General features: G+C 39.7%; 19 protein-coding genes. 4 read left to right on the forward strand and 15 right to left on the reverse strand.

Features of this window, described 5'->3' with window-relative positions; translation table 11 throughout:
- Nucleotides 1–6: 6 nt before the first annotated feature.
- The 5 genes from I6H78_RS01100 to I6H78_RS01120 form a co-directional block, all read right to left on the reverse strand.
- Complete coding sequence (locus I6H78_RS01100; RefSeq protein ID WP_198459669.1) at nt 7–924, reverse strand: metal ABC transporter solute-binding protein, Zn/Mn family; 918 nt, start codon at nt 922–924, stop codon at nt 7–9.
- Nucleotides 925–1,119: 195 nt separating this feature from the next.
- Complete coding sequence (locus I6H78_RS01105; RefSeq protein WP_198459670.1) at nt 1,120–3,657, reverse strand: pneumococcal-type histidine triad protein; 2,538 nt, start codon at nt 3,655–3,657, stop codon at nt 1,120–1,122.
- 241 nt (nt 3,658–3,898) lie between these two features.
- Nucleotides 3,899–5,632, reverse strand: coding sequence for a phosphoenolpyruvate--protein phosphotransferase (gene ptsP, locus I6H78_RS01110; protein ID WP_198459671.1), 1,734 nt, complete (start codon nt 5,630–5,632; stop codon nt 3,899–3,901).
- Nucleotides 5,633–5,637: 5 nt separating this feature from the next.
- Nucleotides 5,638–5,901, reverse strand: a complete 264-nt coding sequence (locus I6H78_RS01115) for a phosphocarrier protein HPr (protein WP_198459672.1) — start codon at nt 5,899–5,901, stop codon at nt 5,638–5,640.
- Between the two features lie 288 nt (nt 5,902–6,189).
- A complete protein-coding gene (locus tag I6H78_RS01120) occupies nt 6,190–7,410 on the reverse strand; it encodes an alpha/beta hydrolase family protein (RefSeq protein WP_198459673.1) in 1,221 nt (406 codons plus the stop codon).
- A gap of 786 nt (nt 7,411–8,196) precedes the next feature.
- Between I6H78_RS01120 and nrdH the strand changes: the two genes are divergently transcribed.
- The 4 genes from nrdH (at nt 8,197) to I6H78_RS01140 (ending at nt 12,722) form a co-directional block, all read left to right on the forward strand.
- On the forward strand, nt 8,197–8,415 hold the full coding sequence (gene nrdH / locus I6H78_RS01125; RefSeq protein ID WP_000259240.1) for a glutaredoxin-like protein NrdH: 219 nt from the start codon (nt 8,197–8,199) through the stop codon (nt 8,413–8,415).
- 80 nt (nt 8,416–8,495) lie between these two features.
- Complete coding sequence (gene nrdE, locus I6H78_RS01130) at nt 8,496–10,655, forward strand: class 1b ribonucleoside-diphosphate reductase subunit alpha (protein ID WP_198459674.1); 2,160 nt, start codon at nt 8,496–8,498, stop codon at nt 10,653–10,655.
- Nucleotides 10,656–10,850: 195 nt separating this feature from the next.
- Nucleotides 10,851–11,813, forward strand: a complete 963-nt coding sequence (nrdF, locus tag I6H78_RS01135) for a class 1b ribonucleoside-diphosphate reductase subunit beta (protein WP_000451372.1) — start codon at nt 10,851–10,853, stop codon at nt 11,811–11,813.
- Nucleotides 11,814–11,954: 141 nt separating this feature from the next.
- Nucleotides 11,955–12,722, forward strand: coding sequence for a DeoR/GlpR family DNA-binding transcription regulator (locus I6H78_RS01140; RefSeq protein WP_000917584.1), 768 nt, complete (start codon nt 11,955–11,957; stop codon nt 12,720–12,722).
- Nucleotides 12,723–12,761: 39 nt separating this feature from the next.
- Here the strand turns inward: I6H78_RS01140 and lacG are convergent, their stop codons facing one another.
- The 10 genes from lacG to I6H78_RS01190 all read right to left on the reverse strand — a co-directional run bounded on the left by lacG (nt 12,762) and on the right by I6H78_RS01190 (nt 23,151).
- A complete protein-coding gene (lacG, locus tag I6H78_RS01145; RefSeq protein WP_198459675.1) occupies nt 12,762–14,168 on the reverse strand; it encodes a 6-phospho-beta-galactosidase in 1,407 nt (468 codons plus the stop codon).
- 84 nt (nt 14,169–14,252) lie between these two features.
- Nucleotides 14,253–15,947: a lactose-specific PTS transporter subunit EIIC gene (locus I6H78_RS01150; RefSeq protein ID WP_198459676.1), complete on the reverse strand. Its 1,695-nt coding sequence runs from the start codon at nt 15,945–15,947 to the stop codon at nt 14,253–14,255.
- Entirely contained in the window at nt 15,947–16,264 is a 318-nt protein-coding gene (locus I6H78_RS01155) for a PTS lactose/cellobiose transporter subunit IIA (protein WP_001078323.1), read from the reverse strand. The genes I6H78_RS01150 and I6H78_RS01155 overlap by 1 nt, the downstream gene beginning before the upstream one ends.
- A 35-nt stretch (nt 16,265–16,299) precedes the next feature.
- Nucleotides 16,300–17,136 carry a PRD domain-containing protein gene (locus I6H78_RS01160; RefSeq protein WP_198459677.1) on the reverse strand — a complete coding sequence of 279 codons (837 nt, stop codon included), beginning with the start codon at nt 17,134–17,136 and terminating at the stop codon, nt 16,300–16,302.
- Nucleotides 17,137–17,370: 234 nt separating this feature from the next.
- A complete protein-coding gene (gene lacD / locus I6H78_RS01165; protein WP_198459678.1) occupies nt 17,371–18,351 on the reverse strand; it encodes a tagatose-bisphosphate aldolase in 981 nt (326 codons plus the stop codon).
- A 1-nt stretch (nt 18,352) separates the two neighbouring features.
- Nucleotides 18,353–19,282 (reverse strand): tagatose-6-phosphate kinase, encoded by a 930-nt coding sequence (locus tag I6H78_RS01170; protein WP_198459679.1) that lies wholly within the window; start codon nt 19,280–19,282, stop codon nt 18,353–18,355.
- 10 nt (nt 19,283–19,292) lie between these two features.
- Nucleotides 19,293–19,808, reverse strand: coding sequence for a galactose-6-phosphate isomerase subunit LacB (gene lacB / locus I6H78_RS01175; RefSeq protein ID WP_001216920.1), 516 nt, complete (start codon nt 19,806–19,808; stop codon nt 19,293–19,295).
- Nucleotides 19,809–19,956: 148 nt separating this feature from the next.
- Nucleotides 19,957–20,382, reverse strand: coding sequence for a galactose-6-phosphate isomerase subunit LacA (gene lacA / locus I6H78_RS01180; protein ID WP_000029277.1), 426 nt, complete (start codon nt 20,380–20,382; stop codon nt 19,957–19,959).
- Nucleotides 20,383–20,671: 289 nt separating this feature from the next.
- Nucleotides 20,672–21,568 carry an aldose 1-epimerase family protein gene (locus I6H78_RS01185; RefSeq protein WP_198459680.1) on the reverse strand — a complete coding sequence of 299 codons (897 nt, stop codon included), beginning with the start codon at nt 21,566–21,568 and terminating at the stop codon, nt 20,672–20,674.
- A gap of 107 nt (nt 21,569–21,675) precedes the next feature.
- Nucleotides 21,676–23,151: a PTS galactitol transporter subunit IIC gene (locus tag I6H78_RS01190; protein WP_198459681.1), complete on the reverse strand. Its 1,476-nt coding sequence runs from the start codon at nt 23,149–23,151 to the stop codon at nt 21,676–21,678.
- Nucleotides 23,152–23,193: the final 42 nt, after the last annotated feature.

The following is a 23,193-nucleotide window of genomic DNA, read 5'->3' on the forward strand; positions in this document are numbered from 1 at the left end:
ATTTCCTCATTTTAATTCTTCTGCTAAAATACTCATATTTTCTTCTAGATTTTCTAAGTAAGTTTTATCATTTTCAGGATCTGCTTCTAAAGGATTGAGTGTCTTTAGGCTAACTCCTGTTGATTTGACCAAGGTCTCAGCGACTTTAGAAGAAGCATTGCTCTCAGTAAAGATGGTTTTAACCTTATAGGTCTTAACGAATTCTTGAATTTCTGTTAGTTGTCTCGGACTTGGCTCTTGTTCAGGGGAAATCCCTGCTATACCAAGTTGTTTCAAACCAAAGCGTTTAGCGAGATAAGAAAAGGCTGTGTGTTGTGTAACAAAAGTCTTTTGACTCGCTTTTTCAAAAATAGGCTGGTATTTCTTAGTCAATTCTTGGGCTTTAGCGATAAAGTTTTTAGCATTTTTTTGATACGTTTCCTTATTGGCACTATCAATCTCCGAAAGTTTGTCAGCGATAATCTGAGCTTCTTCACCTGCTTTTTCTGGATCTAACCAAGTATGTGGATCATAGAGTGTTTTTTCATCGATGCCTTCGCCAGCTTCTACATCTTCTAAACCAGGTACACGCTCCAACGTCATCCCTTCAGAAGCTTCTAAAACCTTAACTTTTGAGTTTTTCAAGTTAGGATCTAGACTTCCCGCCCAAGATTCGAGCGTATGAGAGTGGTAGACAAAGACATCCGCATCATAAATGGCAGCAATATCATTTGCTGACGGTTCAAAGGAGTGAATCCCACTACTTGACTGAATCATCCGTACATCATTCAAGTCTCCCGATACCTCTTTGACCATGGCATAGATTGGGTAAAAGCTTGTTACAATCTTCATTCCTTTTGCTTCTTGATTTTCTTTTTGACTACATGCTCCTAAGACAAGAACCAAGAGACCTGCCATTAATAATAGAAATGTTCTTTTTTTCATCATTACTCCTTAACTAGTATTTAACCGTTTAATTAACTAGTAAATAGTTTATCTTTATTTACACTATATGTCAAGATATTTTACATATTTTCATGAAAAAAATGAGAACTAGAACTTATATTCTGTTCTCATTTTCGATTTTAACTTTTCTAGTTCTCCTATCCTGTTTTTAGGAGCTAGAAAATGCTACTACCTTTACTTACTCTCCTTTAATAAAGCCAATAACTTTTCAGCTTCAGCCATAATGGTATTGTTGTCCTGGGCACCAAATAGCAGGTTATTTTTTAAACCAGTGAGAGTTTCTTTGGCATTTGACTTGATGATGGGGTCTTGAAACTTTGCAAGTAGCTCTTCAGCCTCTCTTAACTTCTCTTCAACCTTTTCAGTCTCAACCTGAGGTTCTTCTGGCTCCTCTGGTGATTCTTCTTCCGATTCCTCTGTTGGTTTTGGAGATTCTGGTTTCTCACTTTGCGGTTTCTCTTCGCGTGGCTTTTCCTCCTCAGGTTTGTCTGTCCGAGGTTTCTCCTCTGATGGATTTTCCGTTTGATTGCTATCAGCTTGACCATTTTGGTTTCTTTGAACATGGTCGCTTGCATTGCCCCAACCACTATCTGAATGCGGACGTTCGTTTGGATGTTCGACATAGTACTTCACAGTCGCAAAGAGATCCTCAAGAGTGTACCACTTAGGTGCCTCATACAGTCCTTCGTCAAACCATTCAAACTTAATGTTATGGTAATGATTATAATGAGGAATAATCAAGCTTCCGTTTTTAACTTCAACGGTATGTTGGAGATTGTATGGCATACGTTCAAGTGGAACCTTCTTAGCTGCTTTCACGCGGTTGTAGATAGCTTCTGCTCCTTTAGCCTCCGTATTTCCTGGATTCTGATGGTCTGTTGAAGGAGGGGTCAAACCTTTCTCTTTAGCATAAGCCTGGGCTGCCGCTCTTTCGGCTTCAGACAAACTATCTTTTTTAATCCAATGGCTATGGGTCATATGTGGAGTTACATAGGCATCCCCCTCATCACTGGTGATATCACGAGAATCAAAGATATAGCCATCTTCTGTTGTATACTTGCCTGCCAACTTGGCTACCTGAATCTCATCATCAGTGTAGGCAATTTGCGCATTTGGTTTTCCTAAACGTTCTGGATGACGAATCGGTGCTAGAAATGCAAGTATATCTTCAACCAACTTAACTTTATCACTGCTTTCATCATTTAAACGTTCCAACAGTTTATCCAAAGCGTCAAAATCAACTTTACGCCCTTTATTATCAAGTAAGTTTTGATGAACTGCTGCTAATAAATCATAAGCCTTATTGTAAAATCCTTGATCACCAGATGAGAGGTTGGTTTTCTTAGCTCCTAGCTTATGAGCTAAACTTTCTTGCTTGGCTAGTTTACCATCAATGGCTGCTGCTGTTTCTGCTGAAAGTTCCTTGGCAGGAATATAACGTGAGATTCCATTCTCCTCAAATACATAGCCATCAGCTACTTTTCTAACCGCCTGTTTGACCAATTTTTCGTCAATTGGATTGCTTGGAGCTGGTTGAGGATTTGGTGCAGGTTGCGGGCTTGGACTAGGTTCCGGAGTCGGTTGTGGACTTGGTTGTTCTGGTCTTGAATCCGGTACCCAATGGTTCGAACGATAGCGAAGTGGGATGATGCGAGCGATTCGTTCTTCCAATTCAGACATCTGTGAATAAGGGATGAAATGGTAATGGTTCCCATGAGGCACAGCAACTCCTCTGGCTGTTCGACTTGTGATTTGTGCCGGGTCAAAAACAAGGCCATCAGATTCTACGTGTCGTCGACTGAGTGGCAAGGCATAAAGTTGTTTCAGAAGGCCATCAATATCCTCATCACTTTGATTGACTTGACTGTTAGTGTTGCTGTTGTTGGTTGTGTTCGTATAGCTATAGCTGTTGCCTTGATTATTATAGGATGGGGTCCATCTATCTACATCGCTGCTAGCACTGTTGTTATTGGTACGGCGATAAGTAGGCGTATTTGATTGACCACTTCTACCAGATAGGAAGGCTTCTGCTGCAGCCAATTCGCTGGCTGATAACTCACTCTTAGGAATGTAATGGTAATGGTTCCCATGAGGGACGATATAAGCATCACCAGTATCCTCAATGATATCAGAGGCATTAAAGATATAACCATCATCTGTGGTGTAGCGTCCCTGTGAACGTGCCAAGGCTACCGCACCATCGTTTGCTGAAGTTCCTCCTTCACGATACTGACTATGTTCTTGTTTTTGCCGATTGATTTCTTCTTTTGTACGGACATTATCCGCATGGGCTGCATCCTTAAGGTAAACATAGTATTTTCCATCTACCTTGATAACATAACCACCCTTGATTTCACTGACAATATCCTCGTCCTTGAGCTGGTAGTTTGGATCCTTCATCAGCAACTCTTCACTGATGATAGCGTCGTAAGGAACCTTGCCATTGTAATAATGATAGTGGTCGCCGTGTGAAGTGACATAGCCCTGGTCTGTTATCTTGATGACGATTTGTTCGGCATTGATACCTTCTTTTTTACTAACCTCATCAGGAGTCAGATTTTCCGTTTTTTGCGCAGCCTGTTTACCATCAACATAAGACACACGGTTATTTTCCTTGACTGTTCTGGCTTGATACAGTCCCAACTCGTAAGAACAAACACTTAAAATTAAAGCTGCCGCAGAACCAGCAAGGTATTTTTTGTTAATTTTCATCGAAACTCTCTTTCTTTTTGATATTCCTAGTTGCAATTCATTTCTAAATTGTAGAAACTCCTCTCTAATACTTAACTGGTTAATAGTTTACTCCTAAATTTGCAACTTGTCAAGAATTTTATGAACTGGTTAAGTATTTTTTATTCTCCACTACTTTTTCAAGATTGGACTTTCTATAAGAAAGATTTTTTTGAAAATTCTTTAAAAAAATCCCTGCAACTGGGTTGCAAGGACTTTTCGATTAATCAAAATTAACGTATTCTTTTTGAAGTTCAAGAACTTCTTCCATTGTTGAGCATTCTGTAAGGGCACGGTTTGCGTACTCTTCCATCTTAGCTGTATCGAGTTTCTTCATCAAGCTACGTGTACGAAGTACTGATGTTGCAGACATAGAGAACTCATCCAAGCCCATTCCGACAAGAAGCGGAACAGCTTGTTGGTCACCAGCCATCTCACCACACATACCAGCCCATTTACCTTCAGCGTGAGCTGCTTTGATAACGTTGTTAATCAAACGTAGGATTGATGGGTTGTATGGTTGGTAAAGGTATGAAACTTGTTCGTTCATACGGTCTGCTGCCATTGTGTATTGGATCAAGTCGTTTGTACCAATTGAGAAGAAGTCAACTTCTTTAGCAAATTGGTCTGCAAGCATTGCTGCTGCTGGGATTTCGATCATGATACCAACTTGGATATTATCCGCAACTGCAACACCTTCAGCAAGAAGATTTGCTTTTTCTTCGTCAAAGACTGCTTTCGCTGCACGGAATTCTTTCAAGAGCGCAACCATTGGGAACATGATACGCAATTGACCGTGAACAGACGCACGAAGAAGGGCACGGATTTGTGTACGGAACATAGCATCTCCAGTCTCAGATATAGAGATACGAAGTGCACGGAATCCAAGGAATGGGTTCATTTCGTGAGGCATATCGAAGTAAGGAAGTTCCTTATCTCCACCGATATCCATTGTACGAACGACAACAGGTTTACCGTTCATTCCTTCAAGTACAGCCTTGTAAGCTTCGTACTGCTCGTCTTCTGTTGGGAAGTCTTGAGAATCCATGTACAAGAACTCTGTACGGTAAAGACCAACAGCTTCAGCACCGTTGGCATTGACACCTTCAACGTCTTTTGGAGTACCGATATTAGCAGCCAATTCAAAGTGTTTACCATCAGCAGTCACTGTTTGAGCATCTTTCAAAAGTGCCCATTCAGCTTTTTGCTTCGCATAAGCTTCACCAGCAGCCTTGAATTCTGCCGCTTGCTCATCAGTTGGGTTGATAATCACTTCACCAGTGATACCGTTAACAGCAAGGATATCACCATCTTTAACAATTTCAGTGATGTTGTTTGTACCTAATACTGCCGCGATTTCAAGTGTACGCGCCATGATAGCTGAGTGGCTTGTACGTCCACCAATGTTGGTTACAAAAGCTTTTACAAAGTTTTTGTCCAATTGAGCTGTATCTGAAGGAGTCAAGTCATGCGCAATCACGATCACTTCTTCATTGATAGAAGCTGGGTTTGGCAATTTTTTACCAAGGAGATTTGCCAATACACGTTTTGTTACGTCGCGGATATCCGCTGCACGTTCTTGCATGTATGGGTTGTCTTCCATGCCTTCAAAGATAGTGATAAACATGTCTGTCACTTCTTTCAGACCTGCTTCTGCATTCACTTTCTTCGCACGGATTGTTTCCTTGATTTGACTGATCATTTCTGGGTCAGCAAGAACCATTAAGTGAGCGTCAAAAACTTGAGCTGCTTCTTCACCGAGCGTACCTACTGCTTTCTCACGAATAACAGAAAGCTCGTCTTGTGATGCTTTTAGAGCGGCATCAAGGCGAGCTTCTTCTGCGTTTGTATCTTCGACTGTAACAGTCTCAAATGACAAATCCGGTTGAACGAGTAGATATGCTTTTGCAACTGCAACACCGTCAGATGCTGCGATTCCTTTAAGCATTTCTGTCATTTTCCTTATGCCAATCCTTCTTTTTCCATAGTTTCAGTGATAGCAACGATTGCGTCGTCAGCATCTGCACCTTCAGCTGAAATTGTAACATCAGCACCTTGGCCAACACCAAGACTCATAACACCCATGATTGATTTAAGGTTTACTGATTTACCTTTGTACTCAAGAGTGATATCTGAAGCAAATTTGCTAGCTGTTTGAACCAACAATGTTGCTGGACGTGCGTGGATACCTGTTTCTGCCACTACGTGGAAATCTTTAGAAGCCATAGTTTGACTCTCCTTTAATTGTTTCTTATTTGGATTATATGTGATAACCCTTACAAGACTGTATTATATCACCTTCTAGATAATTTTTCAAGTATTTTATGGACTTTTACTGAAAATGAACTTGCTTCTTTTTCTATCATACAGGTACTATGGGAAATTTGGGCACTAATTATTAAAAGAATATTACCTTCAACAGTAGAGAATTTATCCAATTTGCTACTTAAAGTAAAATAAGTTTGTAGCCCCTAACAGTAAAAAGGTAGATATATCTAAGTGGTATAAGTAGAACTAAAACTTTGATTGATTCCATTCAAATAAAGTGTCCAACCAATCAAAAACGATATTATGGGCGAGTCTTAAATTATTGACTTGACAATGAGCATCTGCACCGCTTTCGGACTCAAAAACCTGAAGTTTAGTTTGCGGATTTTTAGATTTAAGCGCTTCATAAATTACCTTAGTTTGTCGTTGCAGCTCAGTACCTTCTCCCTTTCCCATTATAAACAGGCAAGGACATTGAATTTTTTGATAATCTACAATCTTTGCATAGTTAAATACATCATCAATAGCACTCTTAAAATCAGAAGTACCAAACTGCCATGCATACTTTTTAAGATTCAAATTTGCTGATTCATTCAAATTTCCAGCTAATTTTAAAATGGCATTTATTAACCAACTAGGTGCTTTCAAACTTGATCCAAATTCTTTTCTGAAAAGTTCTGCAACGTCGTAAATAGGGGTACTAGCAATCCAAGCATGAATTCTTGGATCCTTTTCAACAGCTTGTGCGGTAAAATATCCCCCTCCGCTGACACCATAAATGGCTAAATAATTTAGTTTAGGATTTCTATTTTCCAACCAGTCTATGCATAATGAAATTGGAATAGAGGCATCCACATCAAAGACCAGCCCTCTACTAGGATTGCTCCCTTGACCGGGAAGGTCAACCATTAAAACATTATAATTTCGTATCCATCCAGGATATCCTGCAAAGTAAAATAAATCTTCGCGATAAGTATCACCTCCACCAATCATGATTAGCGTTGGGCAATTATCGCCGCTATGCAGATAATACCCAGGCAAGTAAGAACCCTGATAGGGAATAGTTAATTTTTCAATCGGTGCACCTAGTGAATGAATTGCACTAGAAAACACCTTCTCCATTTGACGAACGGTCGATAAATACTCTTCAGAAAATGGATCGGTAAACTGGATTGCCGAGCGAAGTGAGTAGGTCTGTGCAAGATAATACTGCGCCTTTGTTTGTTCACTCAATCCTGAATTACTTGCTGCTTGTTCAAGATAGTTTACATGCGATAAAAATACATTTTTCCAGTCATCAGGCTTTGGTGAATTACCTAACTTTTGAGCAAGATAATACAGCTCTCCATGAGAGAAGCCAAAAACTTCACCGATTCCTAGCAACCAATTAAAGAAAAAATCCGTATCCCCATTCTTAAAAAATACGCGAGTAGATTGCCGCTTTAAAATAACCTTGTTTTCTTTCACCACGAACCTCCTGATTTGCGTTCTTTCATTTATTAATCCCATTTCCCTAACAACATTATACTATATATATCCACAATATATCCACAGTAAGTATAAGTTTCTAAAGTGAATAACTCTATTCTAATAGTTTTTGCATATTCAACATTTATCTAACTCATCTACTGTCTTTTATGTTTTTTAAATAGTCTACATACCTAAATATCGTAATCGCTATAAACTCTTTTCATAGCTTCATTTTTAAATTTATACCTATCTATAAGTTCTATGGTCACTACTAGTATACCACATAAATCGAATACTTCCCAAAAATTACAGTCATATACTCTCTATCAAGAATACGAAATTCATAATCTATTTGGATGAATGCAGTATAATCCAACATCTTCATTTTAGTTATCTTTTAAATATTTTAACACAAAATATAGGGACATCTTGTGCAGAGAATTTCTTTTTCATTAATATTACAGTTTCTGTTTTGTTAAAGCATTGTCTCAGCTAGACTTATTCCTGTTCTTACGATTTTTGCTATTTTCTTCGTTTTCCTTTCTGATAGCTTGCTGAAAATCTTCTATTTATATTGCCAATATACAGTATGTAGTTTTTTTATTTTGAGAAACTTTGACAGTTCAACGGAAATCAAAATTTATGTTTTCAAAAACACTATATCTTGTGTTTTGATTTCAAAACCGTAACTTTTTAGCACAAGATTTAGTTTAAAAAGTTTGACAAAGTTTTTTTTTCTGATATACTAAGAAAGTAATCTATTTTGAAAGAGGAGTTACGAAAATGGTAACCGTTTATTCTAAAAACAACTGTGTCCAATGTAAGATGACCAAGCGTTTCTTGGACAGCAACAATGTCGCTTATCGTGAGATCAATCTTGACGAGCAACCAGAGTACATCGATCAAGTTAAAGAGCTCGGTTTCAGCGCTGCTCCTGTTATCCAAACACCAACTGAAGTCTTTTCAGGCTTCCAACCAGGAAAACTGAAACAATTAGCATAATCTTAGTACATCATCCAGAAGAGATTGCTTCTAGGGCTAACTTAGAGGCCTTTCTTTTGTAATTAGATAAAGGAAATTTTATGGGATTAAAACATCTTGAGGACGTAACTTACTTCCGTCTCAATAACGAAATCAACCGTCCTGTCAATGGACAAATCATGCTTCATAAAGATAAGGAAGCCTTGGATGCCTTCTTTAAAGAAAATGTAGTTCCAAATACCATGGTTTTTGATTCAATTACTGATAAAATCAACTACCTCATTGAACACAACTACATTGAAACTGCATTTCTTAAGAAATACCGTCCAGAGTTTTTGGAAGAATTGCATCAATTTATCAAGGACCAAAACTTCCAATTCAAATCATTCATGGCTGCCTATAAGTTTTACAACCAGTATGCCTTGAAGACTAATGACGGTGAATATTATCTTGAAAGTATGGAAGACCGTGTCTTCTTTAACGCACTTTACTTTGCAGACGGGGATGAAGCGATTGCGACTGATATTGCCAATGAAATCATCCACCAACGCTACCAACCTGCTACTCCTTCCTTCTTGAATGCTGGTCGTGCTCGTCGTGGGGAGTTGGTATCTTGCTTCTTGATTCAAGTAACCGATGATATGAACTCTATCGGCCGTTCTATCAACTCAGCTCTCCAACTTTCACGTATCGGTGGTGGTGTGGGAATTTCCCTCAGCAACCTTCGTGAAGCTGGAGCTCCTATCAAAGGTTATGAAGGAGCAGCCTCTGGTGTCGTACCAGTTATGAAGCTTTTTGAAGACAGCTTCTCTTACTCAAACCAACTCGGGCAACGTCAAGGTGCTGGGGTTGTCTATCTCAACGTCTTTCACCCAGATATCATCGCTTTCCTTTCCACTAAGAAAGAAAATGCCGATGAAAAAGTTCGTGTTAAGACTCTTTCACTCGGTGTTGTAGTACCCGATAAGTTCTACGAATTGGCTCGTAAAAATGAAGAAATGTACCTCTTCAGCCCGTACTCTGTAGAACTTGAGTATGGTGTGCCATTCAACTACATCGATATCACAGAAAAATACGATGAATTAGTCGCAAATCCAAATATCCGCAAGACAAAAATCAAGGCGCGTGATTTGGAAACTGAAATCTCTAAATTGCAACAAGAATCTGGTTACCCTTATGTAGTCAACATTGATACGGCTAACCGTGCAAATCCTGTTGATGGAAAGATTATCATGAGTAACTTGTGTTCTGAGATTCTTCAAGTTCAAGAACCAAGCTTGATCAACGATGCTCAGGAATTCCTTCAAATGGGAACGGACGTTTCATGTAACCTTGGATCAACAAACGTGGTCAACATGATGGCTTCACCTGACTTTGGTCGTTCTATTCGCGCTATGGTTCGTGCCCTTACTTTCGTTACAGATAGTTCACACATCGTAGCTGTCCCTACTATCGACCACGGAAACAGTTTAGCTCACACCTTTGGTCTTGGTGCTATGGGGCTTCATAGTTACCTTGCCCAACAACTCATCGAATACGGATCTCCTGAGTCAATTGAATTTACAAGCATCTACTTTATGCTTATGAACTACTGGACCTTGGTTGAGTCAAACAATATCGCCCGCGAACGTGGTATCACCTTCCACAACTTTGAAAAATCAGACTATGCTAACGGAAGCTACTTCGACAAGTATGTAACTGGTGAATTTGTTCCAAAATCAGACCGTGTTAAAGAACTCTTCAAAGACGTCTTTATCCCAAGTGCTGCCGACTGGGCTGAACTTCGCGAAAAGGTTCAAGCAGATGGTCTTTACCACCAAAACCGTCTAGCTGTTGCCCCAAATGGTTCTATCAGTTACATCAACGATGTTTCTGCATCTATCCACCCGATTACGCAACGTATTGAAGAACGTCAAGAGAAGAAAATCGGTAAGATCTACTATCCTGCTGCAGGCTTGTCAACAGATACTATCCCTTACTACACTTCTGCTTACGATATGGATATGCGTAAGGTGATTGATGTTTACGCTGCTGCAACAGAGCACGTGGACCAAGGACTTTCACTCACCCTCTTCATGCGTAGTGATATTCCAAAAGGTCTTTACGAATGGAAGAAAGAAAATAAACAAACCACACGTGACTTGTCTATCCTTCGTAACTATGCCTTTAATAAGGGTATCAAGTCTATCTACTACGTCCGTACCTTTACAGACGACGGTGGGGAAGTCGGTGCAAACCAATGTGAAAGCTGTGTGATTTAATTGCAATCTGAGCCAACCAAATTCCCTCAGACTACTGATTAAAGGATTACACTAGAATAAACTTGGACAAGCATCTAAAATACTAGGAAAAATGAAAAGTCGGTCTTCCGACTTTTTGTGCGATACTCTTCTCAGACTATGATAAAATAGAGAAGATTCTATCATCGCATTATTATATACAGAAAGAGATTTCAAATGGAAACTTACTACAAAGCCATTAACTGGAATGCCATCGAAGATGTCATCGACAAATCAACTTGGGAAAAACTGACGGAGCAATTCTGGCTCGACACTCGTATCCCCTTGTCAAATGACCTTGATGACTGGAGAAAACTTTCAAACAAGGAAAAAGACTTAGTAGGAAAAGTCTTTGGTGGTTTGACACTTCTTGATACCATGCAATCTGAAACAGGGGTCCAGGCTCTTCGCGCAGACATCCGTACACCGCATGAGGAAGCTGTTTTCAACAACATCCAATTTATGGAATCTGTCCACGCTAAATCTTATTCATCAATCTTTTCTACCTTGAACACCAAGGCTGAGATTGAAGAAATTTTCGAATGGACTAACACCAACCCTTACCTACAAAGAAAAGCAGAAATTATCAATGAAATCTACCTCAATGGTAGCCCTCTTGAGAAGAAGGTTGCCAGTGTCTTCCTTGAAACTTTCCTCTTCTACTCTGGTTTCTTTACACCACTTTACTATCTCGGAAATAACAAACTTGCCAATGTTGCGGAAATCATCAAACTGATTATCCGTGATGAGTCTGTTCATGGAACCTACATTGGTTACAAGTTCCAACTTGGTTTTAATGAACTACCTGAAGAAGAGCAAGAAAAACTCAAAGAATGGATGTACGACTTGCTCTATACCCTCTATGAGAATGAAGAAGGTTACACTGAAAGTCTCTATGACGGTGTTGGTTGGACTGAAGAAGTTAAAACCTTCCTTCGCTACAATGCTAATAAGGCTCTGATGAATCTTGGACAAGATCCACTCTTCCCAGATTCGGCTGATGATGTCAATCCTATCGTCATGAACGGAATCTCAACTGGAACATCCAATCACGACTTCTTCTCCCAAGTCGGAAATGGTTACCTCCTTGGTGAAGTTGAAGCTATGCAAGACGAGGATTACAACTACGGTTTAGATTAAAAATAAGCTTTAATCCATACTTCTCACAGTTTGTTTAAACAGACTGTGAGATTTTTGTTTTTGTTTTATTTTGTTTTTTTCTATTTGATTGATTGAGCATTTTATGGTAAGATAATAATAGTAGAAATCGAGGTGATAAGGATGCTGAAGCAAGAAAAACTAGATAGTATTCTAGAAGCAGTAAACACAAAAGGCACTATTACTGTAAAAGAGATTATGGAGAGTCTTGATGTGTCAGATATGACAGCTCGCCGCTACTTACAAGAACTAGCAGATAAGGATTTGCTGGTCCGTGTGCATGGTGGGGCTGAAAAACTTCGTACAGGTTCTCTCTTAAACAACGAACGGTCAAACGTTGAAAAACAAGGCTTGCAGATTGCTGAAAAACAAGAAATCAGTCGTTTTGCTGGTCATTTGATTGACGAAGGAGAAACCATTTTTATTGGGCCAGGAACAACCTTAGAATGTTTTGCTCGTGAGCTCCCAATTGATAATATTCGTGTTGTAACAAACAGTCTTCCTGTTTTTCTCATTCTAAACGAACGAAAACTAACAGATTTGATCTTGATTGGCGGAAATTATCGCTCTATCACTGGTGCTTTTGTAGGGACACTCACCTTACAGGATTTGACCAATCTTCAGTTTTCTAAAGCTTTTGTAAGCTGTAATGGTATTAAGGATAAGGCAATTGCTACTTTCAGTGAAGAAGAGGGCGAGGTACAACGAATCGCCTTGAACAATGCCAATAAAAAATACTTACTGGCAGACCACAGCAAGTTTAATAAGTTTGATTTTTACACTTTCTACAATATCTCAGAGATTGATACTATCGTTTCAGATGCCAAACTGAGTCAGGAGACATTTGAAGATCTGTCGAAACAAACAACCATTCTTTTATCAAAACCATAAAAATTCCCCTGCCTTTTGGTGGGGAATTTTTGTTGAATTTTAATCAATAAGCTGTGTCTCAGCTAGTTTCTTGTACCAGTGAGCCGATTTCTTTGGATAGCGCTCCTGGGTCTCAAAATCAACATAGAAGAGGCCGTAACGCTTTTCATAGCCATTTGACCAAGAAAAGACATCCATCAGCGACCAGATAAAGTAGCCTTTGACATTGGCTCCATCAGAGATTGCATCTGCAATCACTTTCATATGTTTCTTAACATAATCAATCCGCCCATCATCGTAAACAGTGTTATCGACGAACTCATCTTTATAACCAAGTCCATTTTCAGTGATGTAAATCTTCTTGTAGTTAGGATAATCTTTCTTCACGCGCATAATTTGATCATACAAACCTTGAGGATAGATAATCCAGTCCCAATCCGTACGTGGCACATAATCTGGAGCTACACGGCGTCCGACTCCCTTAATCTGATATTTAGAGCTTCCTTTTTCACCCTTACCATTGTGGATGATTTCCGTCTCTCCGTCAAAAGCTTGCATCCAATCACTCATATAGTAGTTAATACCGAGGAAGTCGTTCAAATCTTTTGCAGCTTCTAGGACTGCGAAGTCTTCTTCACGTAAATCTAAGCTTCCGCCATTGACTGCTAAGATATGGTTGACACCTTCCATTGTTTCTTCGGAATATCGTCCTAGATAAGTCGCATCCAGAATAAATTTATTGTGAATGATATCTTCTAACTCAGCTGCACGAACATCTGCTGGATTATCTGGATCCAGAGGATACTTAGTAGGCAGTGCATGAACCACACCAATTTCACCCTTATATCCCTTATCCTTGAAAAGTTTTACTGCACGCGCATGCGACACCATCATATTGTGATGAGATTGGAAGACTTTGGCAAGGTCGTACTGAATACCTGGAGGGAATTTCCCAACCAAATACTGGCCATCCCCTATCGGCCCAATTTCATTAAAGGTTGTCCAAAAGTTAACTTCAGGAAATTCTTCAAAACAGAAGGCTGCATAATCCACAAAGTGATTAATGTTTTCTCTATTCAGGAAATCTCCGTTTGAATGAAGTGCTTCTGGCGTGTCAAAGTGATGAAGAGTCACGAAGGGCTCAACATGCCGTTTGTGGCACTCTGCAAATAGATTATGATAGAACTCAACACCCTTGTCATTAACCTTCCCATAACCCGTTGGAAAGATACGTGACCAAGCGATTGAAATACGGATACCATTTACACCATACTCTTCTGCAAGTTTGAGGTCAACTGGGTATTTGTGATAGAAATCACTGGCTGGTTCAGCAGTGTACCAGTAGTTATCTTTGAGGTATTTGTCCCAGGCGACTGGCCCTTTACCATCAGTATGTGTAGCACCTTCTGCTTGGTAGGCTGCTGTTGCCCCGCCAAAAATAAAGTCTTTTGGAAGTGTTTTTGTCATTTGATTCACCTTTCAAGAAATAGAAATGAGATGGGGGTATAGTTGGGAGGAGTTCCTCCATCTCACTTCTTCGCTATTTACATTTTATTCTTCGAACTGCGCTTGAACAAAGGCAAGAGCGCCTTTTCCATCGCGAGTCAATTTAATGTATTGGCCACCTTCTGTCTTAGCAAGTTTGATACCAAGTTTGTCGGTTTCGGCCTTCATGTCTTCAAAGTTTGAAGCAACTTGAGGAGCAAGGATAACCAGATCAAACTCAGGCAACATTTCACGGTGAGCACCATAGCCACCAGCTGCTGCTTTAACAAGAACTTTGTATTCTGCTGCTGCTTTGTTTAGAGCATTTGCAAGGAGACCACTTGTACCTCCTCCTGCACAGAGAACGAGAACATTTGTTTCTTCTGTGATTGTGTTTTGTGCTGCTTCTACACCTGCTTTTTCAAGAATAGCATCTGCTTTGGCAGTATTGAAGTTTGCTGCTACTTTTTCTTTCAATTCATCATTGGCTTTACCAGAACGCTCTTCTTCTAGAATTTGTTCATCATAAACCTTGAGGAATGGATAGTAAATGGCTACGTCAACAAGGATTAACAAAGCAGCAAGTACAAATGACAAGAATTGGAAGTTTGTACCGAGAACAATACCGAGCGGACCTGGTGTTGTCCAAGGAAGGTTGGCAGTAAATGAGTTCATGCCAAGCGTCTCAATAAAGAATTTAAAGATCCATACGTTAGCAATTGGCGCAAAGATAAATGGAATAAAGAAAATCGGGTTCAAAACAAGTGGTGCACCAAACAAGATTGGTTCGTTTACTCCAAAGAATGTTGGTACTACTGACGCGCGTCCGATTGCACGATTTCGTTTCGATTTGGTCAACCACATGAACATGAATGGAACAACCAGTGTCGCACCCGTACCACCCATGGTAACGATAAACATTTGTGTACCAGAAGTAAGAATCTTGTCAGCGTGCATACCTTGTTGGAGAAGGTTCAAGTTGACCTCAGCATTTGCATAGGTAATAGCTGCGATTGCTGGTTCAACGATAGATGGACCATGGATACCAACAAACCAGAAGAAGGCAAAGGCCCCAAAGATAATCGTAATACCTAGATAACCATCAGCGGCAGAGAATAATGGTGCAAAGAATTTACCGATTGATTCTGCTACGCTTACACCAACAAAATGACGAGCTAGTAAATCAAGAGCATAAAGAGAAACCACTGATAGAGTGAATGGAATCACATCTTTAAAGACTTGTGAGATATTTGGTGGAACTTCGTCAGGCATACGAATAGTGACGTTGTTCTTAACACAAACCTTATAGATGGCTACAGTAACAAAGGCAGCAAGGAAGGCTGAAAGCAAACCTTTTGTCCCCAAGAATCCAGTAGCTAGGCCATTTTCGATAGGATCAGCTGCCAACATCAACAAACCAACAATTGCTGCCAACAATGTTGACATATAGTTGATTTGATTGGTTTTCTCCATGCTACGGTTTACTGAGTCGGTCAATGACTTAGCTGTTGTACCAGCTACCAAGAGAGCTAGGATCCCCATTGAATAGCTATAAGGTTTCATTAGGAGATTAACAACATCATCAGACCATTTAAAACCCCATGAGTTAGGAACAAAGGCAATCAAGATAAAGATACTTGAGAAGAGAATAACTGGCATCCCTGCAATGAAACCATCACGAATAGCACGAAGGTAGATATTACGAGACAGTTTTTCAAAGAAAGGCTTTCCTTTCTCGATAAAAGCAATTAGTTTGTTCATTACTTAACTCCTCTCTTGTAAAGTTCGATTAAATGGTGCATCAAATCTTTGAGCAAGATAGTTGTCATCAAGTGATCCTGACCATGCATCATGGTCACACTATAAGCCAAATCCTCACCAGCTGCCTCCTTAGTCAAAAGGCTTGTTTGCGCGTGATGTGCTTCAGCAATGCAAGAACCAGCTTCCTCAACTAAGCTATCCGCTTTCGCGAAATCACCAGCTTCAGCGGCCTTCAAGGCTTCCAATAGTTTTGAACGAGCATCGCCAGCATAGGCTACGATTTCAAAACCTAACAATGTTACTTCTTCTCTATTCATGATAGAATTCTCCTTATGTATTTTTAATTAAATTTTTATGACAATAAACGTTGGATATGTAGAACTAGATAAACTCGTTCACTTTTATACAAATCAAGACCCGTATGTTGCGTAATCACATCATAGATCTTGGAACCAATCTCGAACGCTTTTGGATAGGATTGTTTAATATGATCTTCCATATCCAGAAGTGATTGGTTATCATCTCTAGATCTGTCTAAATAATCCAAGAAATAATTCAAATGAATCATAAAACGATCATAGAAATGATTATTCTCTTTGGTTCGTTGAATTGCATAACCCTTTAGCACTTCTTCGACATTCCTGAGAATTTCTTTCCTCTTATCAATCGACTCAACCACTTGAACTTCATGCTCCCCTTCGGCATTGATGAAATGATAAGCGATCCGAATAATTTCATCCTCAGGGAAATGATCTGTCAACTTCTGACGATAGATTTCAAAGGCTTCCTTTGCGATTTGAAAAGCGACAGGATACTTAGTGGAAATATCTGGCAGATTACTATCCTTGTACCTTCCTTGTGCTAGAGCTTGGTAAGAGCAGTAAATATGATCTGTCAAGGTTACGTAGAGATACTCTTGAATCGGATAATGATATTTCTTTGATAGCTTATCAATAATCTCATAGGTCACTGTGATAAAATCAAGCGGAACATCTTTGAGCAGAGCCATAAAGTTTTCTCTTGACTCCTCGGTCTTCATCCGAAAGATTTTCTCAACCTGATTTTCAGCAATTAAGTCCCCTTTCTTCTTTCCAAATGTAATCCCCTTACCAATTACAATCACTTCTTCTCCTTTGTCATTTCTGACAAGTGAGACGTTGTGATTCATTGGGTTTAGAATTCGATACATGGCAACCTCCTTTTATCTCTTAAAGGTATATGAGTATAAAAAATGACCACAAATGAACTAGAAAATCAGCCGATTTCTAATTCACCTGTGATCATGCCTAATATTACTTAGTAACACTCACCTTGTATTAACTTGTGATTTAAGTATAGCACAAGTAAGTTTTTTTGTAAACCTTTACATTCAACTTTTTTTAAATTTTTTTAGATCAATGTTCCTAAGATTAGGGGGGAAAACTTATACACGTTCAGTCCATGAAGTCGCTGTGGTTTGGAGAACTTTGTTCAGTTCATCAATGTTCTCAAATCCAGTTGTGCGAAGCCATTCACGAGCTGCTGCCTCACCGTCTTTGATGTAGGCTTCAACTGATCCAGCCCAAGTTGCACGTCCACAAAGAACTCCATTGAAGTTTGCACCTGATTCGTGGGCAAAGACAAGGGTTTCTTGGAAGAGTTTGGCTGATACACCCGCACTCAAGTAGATGTAAGGAAGGTTAGTCGCTTCATCTTGTGCTTTAAAGAAGGCTGCAGCTTCTTCGCGTGTATACACGATTTCACCATCGCCAAATCCTTCAACGTATTTGACGTTGACTGGAACTTCCACTTTCAAGACGTCGATGTTGAAGCGTGAGTCTGAGAAGACCTTCATGGCACCGATAACCTTGTGTGGTTTCACTTTGGCGTATTCTGCAGAACCTGCGTCAGCGATTTTTTCATCGTAAGCGAGGATTTCAAGGAAAAACGGAATGTCTTCCGCCACACACTCAGAACCGATGCGTTCGATGTAAGCTTGTTTTTGTTGGTTGAGTTCGTCAGAGCTGTCTACATCATAGTAAAGCAAGAATTTGACAGCATCTGCACCTTGTTCTTTGATGCGTTTGGCAGACCAAACATCCAAACAGTCAGGCAAGCGTTTGGTGCTTGTTGTGTCGTAGCCAGTTTTCTCATAAGCTAGGAGAAGACCAGCATTTGGATCAAGCGCTTTTGTAGCCGGAAGTCCATACTCTGGGTCTAGAAGCATAGAGGATGCGTATTTAGTCAATTCATCCGCTACCAAGACTTTAAGTTCTTCCATTTGAGCCACTGTTGGTTCCTCTGTTTGGTATTGAGCCATGAGGCGTTTTAAAGCACCACGTTGGTCAAAGGCAAGAGCTGAGATAATGCCATTTTCATCTGAAAGTTTTTCTAAGCGTGCACGTTTTTGTTCTGTTAAAGCCATTTTATACCTCTTTTACTATTAATTGATCATATAAAGCTTGATAGTTGGCCATATTGACATGACCTGTCATCTTTTCTTGAGCGTTAAGCATACCAAGGACATTGGCCTTGATGAGGAGTTCTGCATCCGATTCCTTATGAAGAAGTCCTGATGAAATTCCTGCCACAGTAGAATCTCCAGACCCGACAGGATTGACTACCTGAATTCTTGGAATATCTACTTTATAGAAAGTGTCACCATGTTTTGCAAAAGCGCCATTTGCACCAAGTGAAACAATTATCCACTCAATCCCTGCAAATAGAGGCTCTTGTAGAACTTCTTTTAATTCATCCAAATCCTCAGAAACTTCTTTTCCAAGAAGCTGAGACAATTCTTCGTTATTTGGTTTGATTACTGTTGGTTTGTGGGGTGATTCAAGAACTGCCTGAAGGGCAGCACCTGAGCAGTCTAGAACAACTGGTTTGCCTGCGCGATTAGCAAGTTCTACTAAGCTTGCATAGTAGTCAACTGGAAGACCTGCTGGAAGACTACCTGAGATGGCTACTACTTCTACAGTGTCAAGAAGATTTTCGAAATGAGCCAAGAAATCTTGCCCTTCTTGTTCAAGAACTTCGGGACCTTTTTCAAGGATTTCTGTTTGGTTTTCACCGTGTAGAATAGCGATACAGTTACGAGTCTCTCCTTGAATGGAGAAGAAACGTTTCGTTACGTTATTGTCGATATGTTCTACTAAAAACTCACCAAGTTTACCACCGACCAAACCAGTAGCAACAACAGAATCACCAAATTCTGAAAGAACTCGTGTAACATTGAGCCCTTTACCACCAGCTGTCTTGGTCACGTCCACCACACGGTTGACAGTGTCAATTTTCAATTCATCCAAAGGATAAGAAATATCAATGGATGGATTCATTGTGACTGTTAAAATCATGCGTCACCTCTTAGTCGTGGTATTCACCGCGATCCCATTTTTCAAGGAATTCTGTAAAGAAGTTTGCATCTGCTTGATGAGCATTGTGAGTTTCAACGTGCTCAATTTTCGCAATCAATTTTTTGTTTTCTTCTGATGGTTTGTATTCAGCTTTGATGAAAGCTTCAATGATATCGCACATGAGCAATTCACCAGTGATTTTACCACCAAAACCAATAACGTTGGCATTCAATTGTTCTTTTGCATAAAGAGCTGTTGTCATATCACGAACCAAGGCAGAACGAACTCCTGGAACTTTATTTACAGCGTTGTTGATACCAACACCAGTACCACAGATACATACCCCAAGATCAGCTTGACCGCTTGTAACGGCTTCACCAACTTTTTTACCAAAGATTGGGTAGTGAGTACGTGTGTGGTCATATGTACCAAAGTCGATGACTTCATATCCTTTTGATTTCAAAAATTCTGAAACCGCCATTTTTTCATCTGTTACGATGTGGTCACATCCAATTGCAATTCTCATTAGTTATTCCCTCCGATTAATTATATAAATCTAATATCATTTATCCTTACTCAAGAAAAATCAAGATTAGCTTAGGAAGCGAGCTGCAAGCATAACTGAAGTTAGCTAAAGTGAGCTGACGACAGATTATCTTGATTTTTGAAGAGTATTAGCACATTTTGTTCAACATGTCGACCCTGATTTGGTGACGACCACCGTCATATTTGCCGTTAACAAATCCTTTAGCAATATTTTTAGCCAATTCATCACCAACAAGTTGTGCACCCATAGTGATCATACGTGAGTTGTTGTGTCCACGAGTCATATAAGCTGAACGTTCATCTGAAACTTCTGCAGCAACCATTCCTTTAATTTTAGTTGCGACCATAAATGGACCAGCACCATAAGCATCAATCACGATACCAAGATTTTGTTCTTCTTTGTTTACTTCTGCAGCAACAGCAAGAGTCACATCAACAAAGTCTTGACCTTCAGCTGTAACATCCACAACGTGGAAGTTTTCTTTTTCCAAGAAGTCTTTCACAACTTCTTTCAATCTCAAACCTGCAGCATCTGCACCGATAACAATAGACATATTGTATACTCCTTTTTATTTTTCTAGGCTAGTAAAGACTTTTATAGTTAGCAGTTTACCTACAAAAGATTTTCTAGCAGTTTATTGACAAATTTGATTGAATGAGATGAATATCACCTTATCCAAGTCCAGGAAATCAAGTTCCTAGAAACAAACTTTCTCCTCGAAAGAGAATATAACAAGTGATTATTTGTTTGTTGCAAACATCATTTGTTGCTTACAAAACATAATATACTCCTATTTTTATAAAAAGTCAACAGTAAATGTTTGTTTTTTTGTGGTTTTTTAACTAAAATATTTCAATATCAAAGCCAATCTGATCTACTTGACCAGGTTCTAGGAGACGAACATTCTTCTTATCTTCTAAATGATCTCCTTCTTCAAGAGATGTTGACAAGCCAGACCATGGTTCAAAGGCAATGAAAGGTCCCTTATTCAAAGTTGACCAGATGATGAGATTTGAAAACTCTTGGAAATGTACTTTTAATCCCTTCTCATGTTTATGAGAACGAAGGGCAATTGTTCTGGATTGCAACTCATCCAAAGTCACTGCATCTGTGCTAAACAAATCATAGCTAAGGTCTAATTCTTTTTGCCCATCCAACCATGGACTTCTATCTTGGAAGTCTAACATTCCTGTTTCTGGGAAAGGACGGGGAACAGAGCAAGTCTCTTCTTTCTCAAACTCTAAATAGTAATCTTCATAAGTTTCGCCATCTAGCAGAGGACAATTAAATCCTGGATGTCCTCCTATAAAGAATGGCATTACTTTATTAGTTTCTCTATTGAAAACTTTGTATTGAGTACGGACAGTCTTGCCATTCACTAGATAAGTGATTTCAAGGCGGAAATGATAAGGGTAGTTCTGATAAGTATTCTCATCATCTTCAATAGCAAAGGTTACGCTGTTTTCTGTTTGTTCAACTAATTCAAATTCTTTTTTACGGACCAAACCATGACGAGGAATCTTTCCTTTCGTCTCCGTTCCATCTGCGTGACTGTAGAAGGCTGTATCTTCTCTTAAAGAGCCACAGATTGGGAAAAGTACTGGAGCTTGTCCACTCCAGTAAGTGGCATCTCCTTGCCACAGATACTCAATGCCTTCTCGATCCTTGATCGACGACAAGGCGCCACCTAAGGTTTTAAACTGGACCGTTAACTGGTCTGATTTGATTTCAATTACCATAATATTCTCCAACTATTTTTAGATCTTTATATAAAAAACTAGGTTGCCACTCCCAATGTAGGAAATTAACAACCTAGTTTTCACAATTTACATTTTATAGGAGCGAATTATTTAGCATTTGCTGCGTATTCTTCGTTACGTTTGATCATTTGTTTTCTATACCAAGCAAAGATACCTACATAGAATACAAGGAAGACTGCTGCACCAAGGATTGCTTTGATATCACCTGTTGTAGCATTACCGATTGCCCAACCAAATAGTTTTTCAATTGGTCCTTCAAGAGTTGAGTGAGTAATCAATTGAGATTGGTTCACACCTTCTGGGAAGGCACCTACACCTTTAGCAAGTTCTGTTGCGAATGGTGCGATAAGAGTACCAGAAAGAAGGAAGAGAGGCAACAAGAGTGTTCCGAAGATAATCATACGGAGCAATTTACCACGTGTAACAACCAAGAGAGCTGGAGTCACACCCATGGCGATGATACCTGCAAGTGGCAAGATACCATTTCCTACGTTTGAAAGAAGCACAGCTTCTACTAGCATGATTGGTGCAAGTACGTTGGCACAAGCCCAGATTTCAGCACGACCAGCGATGAAAGGCCAGTCAAGACCGATGTTGAATTTACGTCCTTGAAGACGTTTAGTAGCAACGTTTGTAATACCTTGTGAAAGTGGTTCTACAGCTGCGATGAACCAAGATCCGATAAGTGAGAAGAGCTCCAAGCAGACACCGGCAGTCAAACCAAGGCTCAACCAACCTTTAATAACAAGTTCCCAAGATGCTGCTTCTTCTACTCCAGCAACTGGATGTGGAGTTCCCATCAAACCGATAACAATACCAAGGATGAATCCGATGAAGAATTTAGATCCCCAGAAACCGATTTTTTTGTTCAATTTTGCAGCGTCAAAGTCATATTTATCAAGACCAGGCAATATTTTATCAAAGATCTTATCCAAGACCATGATAACTGGGTTCATCATGTAGTTCATGTGAGTTGAAGTCATTGGTGATGAACTTGGTGCGTTAAGAAGATCGTCGAATGTTGGTTTCATCAGGTCAGAGTTGATGATTTTCAAAATACCAACAAGGACAACTGCTGCAGTTGCGATAAAGAGTGAAACCCCTTGGCTTACACCGTTGTTGTCTGCATACCATTTGATCAAAAGACCAGTGATTGACAAGTGCCAGATATCGAAGATATCGACGTCAAGTGTATCTGTTTTCTTCATTGCAAGCATCACAACGTTGACAATCAACATTACAAGCAAGAAGTAAAGTGTCCAAGCAGATCCCCAAGTGATCGTAGCAAGCGGTGCCCAACCAACATCAGTGATGTTCAATTGGATACCAGTGTTTTCAACGAACTTCGCAAGGGATGCTGAGAAAGCTCCGTTGAGCATACCGATGATAGCACCGATACCTGTAAGGGCGATGGCAAGTTTGATACCGCCTTCAAGCGCTTTGGAGAATTTCACTCCAAAAAGTAGGGCCAAAACTGTCAAAATGATCAGCATGATGATAGGGCCACCCATAGCCAAGATAGGTTTGAAGATATCGTTGGCCAGATTGATAATGACATCCATAATAGTTCCTCCCGTTTTTCTAAGTTATATGAATGTTAACAA

The sequence above is a fragment of the Streptococcus oralis genome, assembly GCF_016127915.1.
GTDB lineage: Bacteria > Bacillota > Bacilli > Lactobacillales > Streptococcaceae > Streptococcus > Streptococcus oralis_BO.